The organism is Leucobacter musarum subsp. musarum, assembly GCF_001273845.1.
GTDB lineage: Bacteria > Actinomycetota > Actinomycetes > Actinomycetales > Microbacteriaceae > Leucobacter > Leucobacter musarum.
Map to the genome: position 1 here is coordinate 628,874 of NZ_JHBW01000087.1, position 13,101 is coordinate 641,974.

A 13,101-nucleotide genomic window follows, 5' to 3' on the forward strand; every position below is an offset into this window, starting at 1 on the left:
CATGGGGATGCCCTGGAATAGACTGACCGGGAACGACCATAACGCCAGGGCCACCGGAGCCCCGGCCGCTGCGCTCTATCGAATCGCGCGCGCAGCACCGCACCGATCGAACAGGACGCACTATGACCACATTCCTCGAACTCGGCGTCGATCAGGATCTTGTCGATGCGCTCTCGGCGGAAGGCATCGTCGATGCCTTCCCCATCCAGGAGCAGACGGTCCCGCTCGCCATCACGGGGCAAGACATCATCGGCCAGGCCAAGACGGGCACCGGCAAGACCTTCGGCTTCGGGTTGCCTGTGCTGCAGCGCATCGGCACCGACCCGGCACCGGGCGTGCAGGCTCTCGTCGTCGTGCCGACCCGCGAGCTCGCGGTGCAGGTCTATGAAGATCTCGAGCTCGCCGCGAAGAATCGCGCAGCGACCGTGGTGCCGATCTACGGCGGCAAGGCCTACGAGGGGCAGATCGAGCAGCTGAAGGCGGGGGCGCAGATCGTCGTCGGTACCCCAGGTCGTCTGCTCGATCTCGCGAACCAGCGCCTGCTCGATCTCGGCAAGGTGCGCGAGATGGTGCTCGACGAGGCCGACAAGATGCTCGACCTCGGTTTCCTCGCCGACATCGAGAAGCTGTTCTCGCTGACGCCCCCGACGCGTCACACGATGCTCTTCTCCGCGACGATGCCCGGCACGATCGTGACGCTGGCGCGTCGTTTCATGTCGAAGCCGATTCACATCCGCGCTTCTGACCCGGACGAGGGCGCAGCGCAGGCCAACATCGAGCACATCATCTACCGCGCCCACTCGCTCGACAAAGACGAGGTGATCGGCCGTATTCTGCAGGCCGAGGGCCGCGGTAAGACCGTAATCTTCATGCGCACGAAGCGCGCGGCGGCGAAGCTTCAGGAGGAGCTTGTCGATCGCGGCTTCTCCGCGGCTTCGGTGCACGGAGATCTGAATCAGGAGCAGCGCGAGCGCGCGATGGCCTCCTTCAAGGCGGGCAAGAAAGATATCTTGATCGCCACCGATGTCGCCGCCCGCGGCATCGACGTCGACGACGTCACCCACGTGATCAATCACACCGTGCCCGATGACGAGAAGACCTACCTGCACCGTGTTGGCCGCACCGGCCGCGCGGGCCGCACCGGCATCGCGGTTACCTTCGTGGACTGGGACGACCTGCACAAGTGGGCACTCATCAACAAGGCGCTCGAGTTCGGCGTGCCCGACCCGGTTGAGACCTACTCGTCGTCACCCCACCTCTTCGCCGACCTCAAGATTCCCGAGGGGTCGAAGGGCCGTCTCAAGGCCACCCCGGTCAAGGAGCGCGCTCCGCGCGAGCGCACCGGAGGGCGCGGCGGACGCGGTGAGCGCGGTGCACGCACCGGCGGCTCGGGATCGACCGACGGCCTGCCGGCCGACGGCGACGGGGTCAGCACGAGCACTCGCACGCGCCGCCGCACCCGCAGCGCGAATCCGCAGGGCCGTGGCCGTCACGAGGGCCACAGCCATGAGCAGCACGGGCACGATACCGAGGGCGGCGGCGAGCCCGGTGCCCCGTTGACACCGGCCGACGCACTCGCTGCCTCGGGCGAGACCGCGGCCCCGAAGCGTCGCCGCCGCCGCCGTCGCAGTGGCGGCGCAAATGGGTCGAGCACGGCAAACGCTGCGAATTCAGAATCCTCCGTGACCGCTGCCCCGTCGCACGAACCGAGTTCGGAGAGCTAGTCGATCGCCCGCGCAGGAGACGCGCGTTCCGTCTCCTGCGCGACTGCGTTTGTCCGTATCGCGACATCTCCCCGGCTTAGGCTGGTGGTGCTGCCGTTGCGGCATTATCACCGTTTACTTTTCGCCGAGGTCCCTGATGTCCCGTTTCGCCCGTCGACACCGACATCGTGCACAGCGCACCGGGGTGACGCCGGGAGCGGTCTTCGGCGAGGCACTTTCGGGCGGTCGGCGCCCCGGGCGCACGGCGCTCGCGCTGTCGGGGTTCGCGGCGCACCAGTTCGGCGAGGTGCTCGTGCCGGTCGCGGTCGGCGTCGTCATCGATCATGCGATCGGACCTCGGGATCCGCTCGCCCTCGTCTGGTCGCTCGGGTTGCTCGCTACGGCGTTCCTGCTGCTCATCGTGGCCTGGCAGACGGGCGTGCGCGTCGGCACTCGGGTGTACACCCGTGGCGAGCACACCCTGCGTCAACGCGTGATCGGGATGGCCCTGTTCGACGGTTCGCGTCGCCGCCGCCCGACGGGCGACGTGCTGGCCCTGTCAGCTTCAGACACGTTCCAGTCGGCGGGCATCTTCTGGGTCGCGGCCGAGATCGCGGCGTCCGTTGCCGCGGTCGGCCTCTCGGTGTTCGTGCTACTCGGCATCGCCTGGCAGCTGGCGGTGGCCGCGATCGTCGGCGCCCTGGTGCAGGGTGCCCTCGTGCACATCGTGAGCGGCCCCCTGCGTCGTCGCGGTTTCGCCGCGCAGAACCGCGCGGCGCGCCTCGACACGGTGGGAACCGACTTCGCGACCGGCTTCCGCGTGCTCAGCTCGTTGGGCGGCGCCGAACGGGCCAGTGAACGCTACCGCGCGGAAAGCGCCAGCGCCGCCGAGGCCGCCCTCAGCGCCGAGCGCTCATCAGCGGGTCTCGCGTCACTCGCAACGCTGGTGAGCGGCTGCGTCTTCGCCGGCATCGCCGCCCTCGGCGGCTGGCTCGCGCTGCACGGAGACGTATCGATCGGCGGTTTCGTCACCGCCATGGGGCTGGCGCAGATCATTAAGGAACCGCTGCAGACGCTCGGCTCGGTGCCGGCACAGATCGCCGCGAAGCACGGCTCGGCGCGGAGACTGTCGGAGTACCTCTCGGGCGACGCGGCACGCGATGCAGGGCTGGAGGATCCGGCACCCCGCACTGAATCGGCCGAGCGGATCACGGCATCGACCGCGAGCAGCGCGCCCGCCCCGCTCACCATCGCCACTGCGCGGGGCTTCGTCGTCGTGCCCCCGGGCGCGGTGGTCGGCGTGCGGTGCGACCCGGCGCACGCGAACGACCTCGCCGATCTGCTGGGCGCGCGACGCGGAGCGCTTCCCGGTGAGATCTCGATCGGTGGCATCGATGCCAGCACGCTCGACTCGCGGGCGCTGCGCACCGCCATCTTCGCGCCCCCGCACGCCGCCGCCGTCTTCAGCGGTTCGGCGGCAGAGAACCTCGGCGCACCCGCCGACGAAACGCACCTCGCGACGGCAGGATTCGATGAGGTCGTCGAGCGCTTGCCGCTCGGGCTCGACGAGCCGCTCGGCGAGCGGGGGCTGCGACTTTCGGGCGGCCAGCGTCAGCGGCTGCTGCTCGCCCGCGCCCTGCACCAGCCGCACGAGGTGATCGTGCTCCACGAGCCGACAACCGCGATGGACCCGGTGACCGAAGCGCGCATCGCCGCAGCGCTCGGCGCGGCAGGCCGCACCATGCTGCTGATCACCGATCGTCCCAGCTTGCTCGCCGCCTGCGACCGGGTGCACGACCTCCGGGAGGCGACCCGATGAGCGATCCCCAGACGACCAAGCTGCCGGTGGCGAGCGGTCGCGACACGGCACGATTCTTAGCACGCACCGTCGGCCGCACGCCCCTGCTCCCGATCGCCGCGCTCCTGGCGATTGGCGCGGGCACCGGTGCCGCACTCGTCGCTCCGTGGCTCGTCGGTCGTCTGGTCGACGGCGTCGTCGCCGGCGACGAGTCCGTGCTCGTGCCCGTCGTCATCGCGCTCGTCGTCGCCTTCGCCGTCGGCGCCGCACTCACCTGGTTGGGCCGCGTGCTCCTCGCGCGTCTGGCGCAACGCACGATCCGTGTCGTGCGCGAATCCGCGTTCGCTTCGGCGTTCGCTCAGCCTGCCGCGCGCATCGAGGCCGCCGGCACCGGCGACCTCATCTCTCGCCTCTCCACCGATGTGCGTGCCGTCGGAGAGGTCGTCTCGGAAGCGCTGCCGGCGCTCCTGAGTGCGGGGTTCGGCATCGCGCTCAGCCTCGTCGGCATGAGCGTGCTCGACCCGCGACTCGCCCTGGCGGCTCTCGCCGCGGCCCCCATCCAGATCATCGCCCTGCGCGTGTTCCTGCGGCGCAGCGCTCCGGTCTACCGCGATCACCGCGCCGCAGTCGCCGAGCGGGGCCAGCGCACCATCGAGGCCGTGCGCGGCGCCGACACGGTCGCCGCCCTCCAGTCCGAAGCCCGACACCTGACCCGCATCGGCGACGCATCGGAGCAGGCCATCGGGCTGGAGGTGCGCGCGACGCATGTACGAAACGTGTTCTTCGGCAACCTCAACTTTGCGGAGTTCGTCGGGCTTACTGCCGTGTTGCTCGTCGGATACCTCCTGGTCTCGTCAGGCACGCTCGAAATCGGTGCTGCGACCGCCGCCGCACTGTACTTTCTCGGCCTCTTCGGCCCGATGGGCAGCCTGCTCGCACGCATCGACGATCTGCAGGACGCCGGGGCGAGCCTCGCGCGGCTCACCGGCGTCATCATGCTGCCGGTGCCGGATCGCCAGACGACGGCGGTTGAATCGTCAGCAGGCGCATCGACGCCTGGCGCCCCAACCGCTGCCGTGCGGCGCGGTCACCTGGAGATCGTCGATCTGGAATTCGGATACCGCGCCGACACCACCGACCTCGCTGATGTTGCGCTCTCCATCGCCCCCGGGGAGTTCGTCGCCGTCGTTGGCGCGAGCGGCGCGGGTAAGTCGACGCTCGCCCGCGTCGTCGCCGGCGAGCTCGTGCCGCGCCGCGGCACGGTGCGGCACGACGCACGCGCGCTCGCCGAGGCACACCCCGTCGATCAGCGTGCGGCGTCCGTGTTGCTCGCGCAGGAGCCGCACGTGTTCGATGGCACCGTGCGCGACGACCTGACACTCTTCGCCGACGCCGATGACGCGACGATCACCGCGGCGATCGGGCGCCTGGGTGCGGAGTGGATCCTGCATCTGCCCGAGGGCCTCGACACCCGTATTGGCGATACCGGCCTCACCCTCACTCCAGGTCAGGCCCAGCACCTCGCGCTCGTGCGCGTCGCGCTCGCCGAAGCCCCGCTGGTCATTCTCGATGAGGCGACCGCTGAGGCAGGCTCGCAAGACGCGGAGTTGCTCGACGCCGCGTCGCGCGCCGCTGCCGGCCCCCGCACCTCGGTCGTGATTGCGCATCGGCTCGCCCAGACCGCGAGCGCAGATCGCATCGTGGTCATGCACGACGGCCGGATCGCCCAGACCGGCACGCACGACGAACTGCTGGCGGTGCCGGGCCCGTACGCCGAACTCTGGTCTGCGTCGCAGGGCCACTGAGACGACTGGCGCATCACCCTGCGTCGATTCAGCGCGGCGTCGCGAGCCCTTCGCGGAGCCGCGCCACCGTCTCGAGATCGGTGGTCTGCTGCCCGAGGAGATTCGGCTTTCCAGCGCCGTGGTAGTCGCTCGAACCGGTAGCCACGAGTCCCTGCTGAGCGACCGCCGCGATGATCGGAGGCATCCAGTCGTCGCGGTGCTCGGGATGGCGCAGCTCGACCCCGGTGAGCCCCGCTTCGGCGAGCTCGCCGAGCTCGCGCGGAGATACGGGAGTCCGCTGTCGGAACGCAGCCGGGTGGGCGAGCACGGCGACGCCCCCGGCAGCGTGCACCATGCGAATCGCTTCCACGGTCTCGATCGCGTCGGTCCCGAGGTAGTACCGGGAGCGCGGATGAAGGAGCTCGGCGAACACCGTGCTGCGATCGGGAAAATACCCGGCAGCGACGAGCGCGTCGGCGATGTGCGGCCGCCCGACAGTGCGCGCGTCTTCGTCGCCGACGACGGCCTCCCAGGTGATCGCGTAATCGGCGGCGACCAGACGCACCATTTGGCGTGCGCGGGTTAATCGCGACCGGCGCACATGAGCGAGGGCGTCGAAGAGTTCACCGGCGAGCGGAGAGATGCCGTACCCGAGCAGGTGCCGAGATTTGCCGCCGTGTTTCGTCGTGATCTCGATGCCCGGCAGAAAATCGACGCCCGCCGAGGCCGCCGCCTCGCGTGCTTCCTCCCACCCGTCGATGGTGTCGTGATCGGTGAGGGCGAACCCGGCCAAGCCGATGTCGGCGGCGTCGCGCGCGATCTGAGCGGGCCGGGTCGTGCCGTCCGAGAACACCGAGTGCGTGTGCAGATCGAAGCCAGGCTGCCCCGCCGCGGAATCCGTCATCCTGCCATCTTACGGCGCGGTCGCTGCCGGTCGCCTTCGTCGTCGAAGTGAGAAGATGGACGCATGACCGACAGCGCTCAGACCACTCACGAGGTGGAAATCGACAACAGCAACCGGAGCACCACTCCGCAGACCGACGTGTTCGTGGAGTACCTCTCCAAGCACTGGGCGGATCGCCCGGAGACGCTCCCCGAGGCCTGGCCAGTTGCGGCGCACGCCGCCGAGCGCCGAGCGACCTTCGCCGCGCAGTTCCCGGGTGAGCGCGTCGTCGTGGCCGCGGGTGCGATGAAGCAGCGCTCCAACGACACGTTCTACCAGTACCGCGCGCACAGTGCGTTCGCCCACCTCACCGGGTGGGGGTCCGCGAGCGAGCCCGGTGCCGTTCTCGTGTTTGAACCGCGCGATGGCGGCCACGACGCCACCGTGTACTTCCGCGAGCGAGCCGGTCGCGACAGCGATGAGTTCTTCGCGAACCCCGAAATCGGCGAGTTCTGGATCGGGCCGCGCCCGTCGCTCGCGCAGGTATCGGCGGCGCTCGGCGTCGCCACCGCCGCACTCGGGGAGTTCGTTGCCGGTGACGCCGACCGCACGCTCGACGACCCCGAGGTGGCCCGCGTCGCCTCCGAGCTGCGCCTCGTCAAAGACTCGTACGAGCTCGCCGAGATGCAGGCCGCGGTCGACGCGACGGCACAGGGCTTCGACGACGTCCTCGCGGCCCTGCCGCAGGCGAGCGCGCACACGCGCGGCGAACGCATCGTCGAGGGCGTCTTCAACCAGCGCGCCCGCCTCGAGGGCAACACAGTCGGATACGAGACCATCGCCGCGTCGGGTCCCCACGCCTGCACATTGCACTGGATTCAGAACGACGGCCCCGTGCGTGACGGCGATCTGTTGCTGCTCGACGCCGGCATCGAGCTCGACAGCCTGTACACCGCGGACATCACGCGCACCGTACCCATATCGGGCACCTTCAGCGAGGTGCAGCGTCGTGTGTACGAGACCGTCCTCGAAGCGGCTGACGCCGCACGCGCCATTGTGAAGCCGGGCATCCGCTTCCGGGAGGTGCACGCCGCCGCGATGGAGATCATCGAGCGCCGCACGCGCGAGTGGGGCTTCCTCCCCGAAGACGACGGCACCGCCTACTACCGTCGCTACATGGTGCACGGCACCAGCCACCATCTCGGCATGGACGTGCACGACTGCGCGCAGGCGCGCCGCGACCTGTATCTCGACGGCGTGCTCGAGGCCGGCATGGTCTTCACCATCGAGCCCGGCCTCTACTTCCAGCCCGACGACCTCACCGTGCCCGAGGAGTACCGCGGCATCGGCGTGCGCATCGAAGACGACATCGTCGTGACGGCTGACGGCTGCGTGAACCTGTCGGCGGGGATTCCGCGCGAGGCCGCAGCGGTCGAAGCGTGGGTGCAGCGCCTGCGCGCGTCGCGCAGCTGACGCGAGGCGTACGCGTCGCGGGCACGCAGTACCGGAGGCTAGACTCTGTGGCCATGGTCTCCGGTACTGCACGCACGCGCGCCCCGTGGCGCACCCGCGTGCACGCCGTGGGTGCGACCGGCACGGCCGCGCTGCTGCTCGGAACCACGGTGCTTGCACCGTTTTCCATGACTGCAGCGTTCGCGGCACCCGGCGATGCGACTGCGACGAACACGCGCGGCACGCATTCGGTCACCGCTGCGACGGCGACCGGCGGCGCTACGCTGGCCGTACTCGACATCGCGGCGGCAGAGGAGCCGGCCGCGACGACACCGGCGAAGCAACCCGCCGCCGGCACTGCCAGCACCGCGCTCTACACGCTTGAGCAGTTCATGTTCAGCGGCGCCGTGAACTGGGGCGGCTACCGCTTCACGTATTACAGCGAGCAGGTGCTTCCCGGGCCCGGCCTCGAGATTCCCGGCCGCCACGTCAACGATGACGGCTACGTCAGCGATTCCGATGGCTACATCGTGCTCGCCGGCGACGCTCCGAAGGGCACGGTATTCGAGACGCCTTTCGGGCACCCCGGCAAAATCTACGACCGCGGCACGTTCGGCACGCACCTCGACGTCTACATCCGCTGATTCGGTTTCGCATGCATCACTCTCAGCTTTGGAGCATCGACGGCGACCCGACCACCGAGCACCTCGATCACGAGGCATTGCAGCAGTTCCGATTCGCGAACGACCTCGGCTTTCCGAAATCGTATGTCGACTTCATCGAGCGGTACGGATGGGCCCGCACCTTCGGCCTGTGGCTGATCTACCCGCCCGTGCACCCCGGCTTCGCCGATGGTCGGGCACGCGCCGAGCACCTCACCACGCGCTTTCGCGCGCAATTTCATGAGGGCCGTACCGAAGACTTCGACTGGATGATCGAGCCCGACGGCTCGTGGGAGATCGCAGAACGTCTGGACGTGTTCGGCTGGAGCGAGAACGGTGATTTTCTGCTCTGGGATCCGGCGAGCGCTCGCGCAGACGGAGAGTTCCCGGTCTGGGAGTCGCGCCGCGCCGACACACTGCATCTGCTCGGGGCGACCCTCGACGAAGCGCTCCCCCGACTGCGTGCGGAGTCAGTATTGCATCAGGAGCATCCCGATGAGCCCGACGTCCAACCGCTTCTGGCGGTACGCCTCTAAGGGTGCGGCGCGAGCGGCGCTATTCGACGTCGCCGTCGACGTACATCCAACGGCGGTCGGATCCGGATCGCGCAAAGCGACTGCGCTCGCGCAGTTCGATGCGCCCAGCCGGCCCGCGACCGATCGCGGTGAACGTCACTGAGCCGGCCTCGTCGAACGGTCCGCCGCCCTCAACTTCCTCGATGAACAGTCGCCGCCATTCGGTGCCGTCGTCAAGGTCGAGGTCATCGGGCCGGGTAGCCGGGTCCCAGCTCGCGCGCAGATACGCGGCGTCGCCGAGCGCGAACGCGCTGAACCGCGAGCGCATGAGGCGCTCGGCCGTGGGCGCCGGCTCCCCCGCGTGCAACGGGCCGCAGCACGCCGCGTAGGCGATGCCGCGGTCGCAGGGGCAGAGCGGGTCGGTCACGCGCCGAGGCCGCCCCGCAGGGCGCGCTCCAGGGTGTCGAGGCGCACGCCGCCGAGTGCGAGCGCGTCGCGGTGGAAGGCGCGGATGTCGAACGACCCCCCGTCGCTGGTCGCGCGCGCGGATGCCTCATCGCGCAGCTGCTCCCAGATGCGCTGACCGACCTTGTACGACGGAGCCTGCCCGGCCCAGCCGAGGTACCGGAGCACCTCGAAGCGCACGAACCCGTCGTTCATGTTGACGTTGTCTGCGAGGAACCCGAAGGCGTACTCGCCATCCCACACGCCGCCGTCAGGGCGACGCTTGCCGAGGTGTACGCCGATGTCGAGCACGACGCGGGCGGCACGCATGCGCTGACCATCGAGCATGCCGAGGCGATCCGCCGGATCATCAAGGTACCCAAGCTGCTCCATGAGGCGCTCCGCGTACAGTGCCCATCCCTCGGCGTGACCCGAGGTGCCGGCGAGTTGACGGCGCCACTCGTTGAGCGACCCTCGGTTCACTACGGCCTGGCCGATCTGCAGGTGATGACCGGGCACGCCCTCGTGGTAGACGGTAGTGAGTTCGCGCCACGTATCGAACTCGGTGACGCCCTCGGGAACGGACCACCACATGCGGCCGGGGCGGGTGAAGTCGTCGCTCGGCCCGGTGTAGTAGATGCCGCCTTCCTGCGTCGGTGCGATGCGGCACTCGAGCGCACGGATCTGCTCGGGGATCTCGAACTGCGTGCCCGCGAGTTCGGCGACCGCACGATCGCTGGTCTCCTGCATCCAGCGCTGCAGCGCCTCGGTGCCGTGGAGCTTGCGCGACGGATCCTGTTCGAGTTTCGCGATCGCCTCTGCGACGATGCCGGGGCGGGGCGACCCGCCGACGATCTCGGCCGCCGTGCGCTCTTGTTCGTCGACCATGCGCGCGAGCTCCTCGAGCCCCCACTCGTAGGTCTCGTCGAGATCGATCTTCGCGCCCAAGAACGCCTCCGAGGCGAGCGCGTAGCGATCCCGACCGAACGCGTCGGCGGTGGGCGCATGCGGCGCGACCTCGCGCTCGAGGAAGTCGGCGAGCTCGGAGTACGCGCTCGACGCTTCTGCGGCCGCCGCGGCCACCTCGATCGCGAGACCCGCCGGGATCCCCGCCGTGCCTGCGAGCCGCCCGAAGAAACCGAGATCTTCGGGCGTGCCTGCGGTGCGACGCGCTTGGGCGGCAACCTCTTCGAGCTGGCGGATCGCCGGAACGAGACGCTGCCGCACCCCGTCCGCAAGCGTCTCGCGATACCCCGCGAGCGACGCCGGCACGGCGCGCAGACGCGCCGAGACGTGCTGCCAATCCGCTTCGGTATCGGTGGGCATGAGGTCGAAGATGTCGCGGATGTTCTGCGACGGCGAGGCGATCACATTGAGGTCGCGCAGGTGCTCGCCCGCGTCGTGCTGAGCGAGCGAGAGGCGCAGCTCGGCCTCCAGGTCGGCGCGGGTCACGGCATCGACCTCGTCAACAGGCGCGGTCGCGACGAGCTCGGCGAGTGCGCGACGCTCATCGGCCGCGAGCGCCTCGGTACCCTGCGGGGAAAGGTCGGGCAAGCCATCCACGGTTCGGCCGATATAGGTGCCGATTGTCGGGTCGTGTTCAACCAGGGTGTCCACCCAGGCCTCGGCGATCCGGTCGATCGCGGTCTGCTGGCGCTGTTCAGTCATACGACAACGCTACGACGGAAACCTCGGCTTCTTCCGAGCGACGCGGCGACGACGCGAGAACCGGAGCGCGCGCACGCTAGACTGGGGGCATTCACTGCGCATTCGCGCGCCCGCACGACTGAGGAGTTCCCGTGAAGATCCGCACCCGCATCGCTACCGCCGTGACTGTCGCGCTCGCCTCGGTGTTCGTCGCTGCCCCCGCATTTGCGAGCGGCGGCGGAGATGACACGGCCTCGATGCTGTCGCACGCGGGCGAACCCCTCAACTACGCGGGTATCGCCGCGGTCGGCATCGTGCTGCTGCTTATCGTGCTCGTGGGCTCCACGCTCGTCGGCAACCTCTTCGAAAAGAAGTAAGCGCCGCACTGAGACCTCACCGCACTAAGGGCGGCGATCCGGATTCGGATCGCCGCCCTTCGGCGTTGCGGCACCTGAGTGCACTCAGGCTCGCACCGAGTTCAGTTGCGCACCACGCGGATGCCAGACACCGCCGTATCGACGGCGCCGCGCACATATCCCGTGGGGGACGCCGCGACGGCCTGCAGGAACGCGACGGTCTCGGCCGTCACCTCCTCGCCCGGCAGCAGATTCGGAATTCCCGGCGGGTACGCGGCGAGCGTGTCGGCGGAGATGCGGCCGACCGCCTCGGCAGCGGGCACGACTTCGCTCTCACCGAAGTACGCGTCGCGCGGCAGTGCGCGCAGTGCACCGGGCTCGGGCAACTCGGGGAAGCCTGCTGCGGCCGCGGTGTCAGGATCGGCGAGGGCCGCAGTCGCGACTTCGTCGAGCGCCGAGATCACGCGCTCCACGTCGGGCACGCTGAGTGCACCAATCACGGCGACGACGCTCGTCGCCGTCGACATCTCCAGGTAGATGCCGTGCTCGGCGCTCATGCGACCGCGCACCCAGTGGCCGCTGCGGCCGATGCGAGAAACGTCGATGGGCACCCGCAGGCGGTCGGTCGCCATGATATCGGGGAACGCGTCGAAGCCGTCGCTGATGATGGCGAAGCGGTCGTCTGCGCGGAGCCGATCCCGAATTGCATCGGCCGCGCGGATCGCCTCGCCGATGCGCGCCTCACCCTGCACCAGCGCGCGCCGCGCCTCATCGAGCGATCCCATCAGCAGACTGCTCATCGAAGTGGACGCCGTCATCGAGTAGGCGCGGGCGACCAGCGGCTCGAGACGGTCGGCGAAGGGCCCCTCGCCGAGGTGCAGCATCGCCGACTGCGTGAGCGAACCGGCGAGCTTGTGCGTGCTCGACACGACGAGGTCGGCACCGAGACGTGCCGGAGATTCGGGCAGGTCGGCATGGAAGCCGAAGTGCGCTCCCCAGGCGCCGTCCACGATGATGGCCGCGTCATGCGCGTGCGCCACCTCGGTGAGTCCTGCGACATCTGCGGTCGACCCGAAGTAGCTGGGCGAGACGACGTAGACGCTCGACACCGCGCGGCCGGCCTCGGCCTCTCGCGTGAGCGCGGCATCCAGCGCCGCGGGCGTCAATCCGTGGGCGATGCCGTGCTGCGCGTCGATTCCGGGGCGCAAGAACGCGGGTACGAGACCTGAGAGCAGTACTCCGTCGGTGAGGCTCGAGTGCATGCTGCGCTGCACGAGAATGCGTTCGCCGAGCCCACGCACGGCGATGGCGGCGGTGCGGTTTGCCTGCGAGGCACCGTTCGTCAGGAACCAGGTGCGACGCGCGCCCCAGGCCTCGGCGGCAAGCTGCTGCGCCTGCGCGAGCGGCGAGTCCTCGCCCAGGTCGATGCCCTCGAGCATGAGCGGGATGTCGACCGCGGGCACCCGCTCGCCAAGCAGGTCGGTGAGGTGGGAGGCACCGTGCTCGGGGTCGCTGCCGTGCCCCGGCACCATGAGCGACATGGGGCGGGCGTCGGCGAAGCGGCGCAGCGCGTCGGCATACGGAGCCGTGCGCTGTGCAGCAGATGCGGCGGCGGCTTGCCGCGACCGCGGCGCGACATCGATGCCACGCTCCGCAGGTCCAGCGGCACCGCCAAGCGGCGCCACGGTCGGGGCTTCATTGCCCAGCGACGAAAGACGGGGGTCGATACGCGAATCCTGTTCCAGCATGACTCCAGCGTGGCCGCGCAGGGGGTCGGCGTGAAGCCCGCAATCGCCTCCCGGGAGCCATATACTGTCTGGAACGCACCGGGGCGAATGACCCCGGTTGATCCAGAAG

At 69.5% G+C, this 13,101-nt stretch carries 11 protein-coding genes; 7 read left to right on the forward strand and 4 right to left on the reverse strand.

The window, feature by feature from the left end:
* The first annotated feature begins 122 nt into the window (after window positions 1-122).
* From CH42_RS11840 to CH42_RS11850, 3 genes are all read left to right on the forward strand, one after another.
* Window positions 123-1,724 (forward strand): DEAD/DEAH box helicase, encoded by a 1,602-nt coding sequence (locus tag CH42_RS11840; RefSeq protein ID WP_053353328.1) that lies wholly within the window; start codon window positions 123-125, stop codon window positions 1,722-1,724.
* 136 nt (window positions 1,725-1,860) lie between these two features.
* Complete coding sequence (locus tag CH42_RS11845) at window positions 1,861-3,522, forward strand: ABC transporter transmembrane domain-containing protein (RefSeq protein ID WP_053353329.1); 1,662 nt, start codon at window positions 1,861-1,863, stop codon at window positions 3,520-3,522.
* Entirely contained in the window at window positions 3,519-5,306 is a 1,788-nt protein-coding gene (locus CH42_RS11850; RefSeq protein WP_053353330.1) for an ABC transporter ATP-binding protein, read from the forward strand. Before CH42_RS11845 ends, CH42_RS11850 begins: the two co-directional genes overlap by 4 nt.
* A 28-nt stretch (window positions 5,307-5,334) precedes the next feature.
* Here the strand turns inward: CH42_RS11850 and CH42_RS11855 are convergent, their stop codons facing one another.
* A complete protein-coding gene (locus CH42_RS11855; RefSeq protein WP_053353331.1) occupies window positions 5,335-6,189 on the reverse strand; it encodes a PHP domain-containing protein in 855 nt (284 codons plus the stop codon).
* A gap of 63 nt (window positions 6,190-6,252) precedes the next feature.
* Between CH42_RS11855 and CH42_RS11860 the strand changes: the two genes are divergently transcribed.
* From CH42_RS11860 to CH42_RS11870, 3 genes are read left to right on the forward strand one after another with little or no spacing between them, the layout of a single operon-like run.
* Window positions 6,253-7,641 carry an aminopeptidase P family protein gene (locus tag CH42_RS11860; protein WP_053353332.1) on the forward strand — a complete coding sequence of 463 codons (1,389 nt, stop codon included), beginning with the start codon at window positions 6,253-6,255 and terminating at the stop codon, window positions 7,639-7,641.
* Between the two features lie 53 nt (window positions 7,642-7,694).
* On the forward strand, window positions 7,695-8,264 hold the full coding sequence (locus tag CH42_RS11865; RefSeq protein ID WP_053353333.1) for a hypothetical protein: 570 nt from the start codon (window positions 7,695-7,697) through the stop codon (window positions 8,262-8,264).
* An 11-nt stretch (window positions 8,265-8,275) separates the two neighbouring features.
* Window positions 8,276-8,818, forward strand: coding sequence for a hypothetical protein (locus CH42_RS11870; protein WP_053353334.1), 543 nt, complete (start codon window positions 8,276-8,278; stop codon window positions 8,816-8,818).
* A gap of 19 nt (window positions 8,819-8,837) precedes the next feature.
* Here the strand turns inward: CH42_RS11870 and CH42_RS11875 are convergent, their stop codons facing one another.
* Both CH42_RS11875 and CH42_RS11880 read right to left on the reverse strand, forming a co-directional pair.
* Window positions 8,838-9,224, reverse strand: a complete 387-nt coding sequence (locus CH42_RS11875) for a YchJ family protein (RefSeq protein WP_053353335.1) — start codon at window positions 9,222-9,224, stop codon at window positions 8,838-8,840.
* A complete protein-coding gene (locus CH42_RS11880; protein WP_053353336.1) occupies window positions 9,221-10,909 on the reverse strand; it encodes a DUF885 domain-containing protein in 1,689 nt (562 codons plus the stop codon). Before CH42_RS11880 ends, CH42_RS11875 begins: the two co-directional genes overlap by 4 nt.
* A 131-nt stretch (window positions 10,910-11,040) precedes the next feature.
* Here CH42_RS11880 and CH42_RS11885 point away from each other — a divergent pair, with 131 nt between their 5' ends.
* The gene (locus tag CH42_RS11885; protein WP_053353337.1) at window positions 11,041-11,265 is read left to right on the forward strand and encodes a hypothetical protein; all 225 of its coding nucleotides are present in this window, start codon (window positions 11,041-11,043) and stop codon (window positions 11,263-11,265) included.
* A 101-nt stretch (window positions 11,266-11,366) separates the two neighbouring features.
* Here the strand turns inward: CH42_RS11885 and CH42_RS11890 are convergent, their stop codons facing one another.
* Entirely contained in the window at window positions 11,367-12,992 is a 1,626-nt protein-coding gene (locus CH42_RS11890; RefSeq protein WP_082309416.1) for an aminotransferase class I/II-fold pyridoxal phosphate-dependent enzyme, read from the reverse strand.
* Between the last annotated feature and the right edge of the window lie 109 nt (window positions 12,993-13,101).

Excerpts from the sequence above, each read along its gene's own strand:
- CH42_RS11840 (WP_053353328.1), top strand. The coding sequence starts at position 123 with ATGACCACATTCCTCGAACTCGGCGTCGATCAGGATCTTGTCGATGCG.
- CH42_RS11845 (WP_053353329.1), top strand. The coding sequence starts at position 1,861 with ATGTCCCGTTTCGCCCGTCGACACCGACATCGTGCACAGCGCACCGGG.
- CH42_RS11850 (WP_053353330.1), top strand. The coding sequence starts at position 3,519 with ATGAGCGATCCCCAGACGACCAAGCTGCCGGTGGCGAGCGGTCGCGAC.
- CH42_RS11855 (WP_053353331.1), bottom strand. The coding sequence starts at position 6,189 with ATGACGGATTCCGCGGCGGGGCAGCCTGGCTTCGATCTGCACACGCAC.
- CH42_RS11860 (WP_053353332.1), top strand. The coding sequence starts at position 6,253 with ATGACCGACAGCGCTCAGACCACTCACGAGGTGGAAATCGACAACAGC.
- CH42_RS11865 (WP_053353333.1), top strand. The coding sequence starts at position 7,695 with ATGGTCTCCGGTACTGCACGCACGCGCGCCCCGTGGCGCACCCGCGTG.
- CH42_RS11870 (WP_053353334.1), top strand. The coding sequence starts at position 8,276 with ATGCATCACTCTCAGCTTTGGAGCATCGACGGCGACCCGACCACCGAG.
- CH42_RS11880 (WP_053353336.1), bottom strand. The coding sequence starts at position 10,909 with ATGACTGAACAGCGCCAGCAGACCGCGATCGACCGGATCGCCGAGGCC.
- CH42_RS11890 (WP_082309416.1), bottom strand. The coding sequence starts at position 12,992 with ATGCTGGAACAGGATTCGCGTATCGACCCCCGTCTTTCGTCGCTGGGC.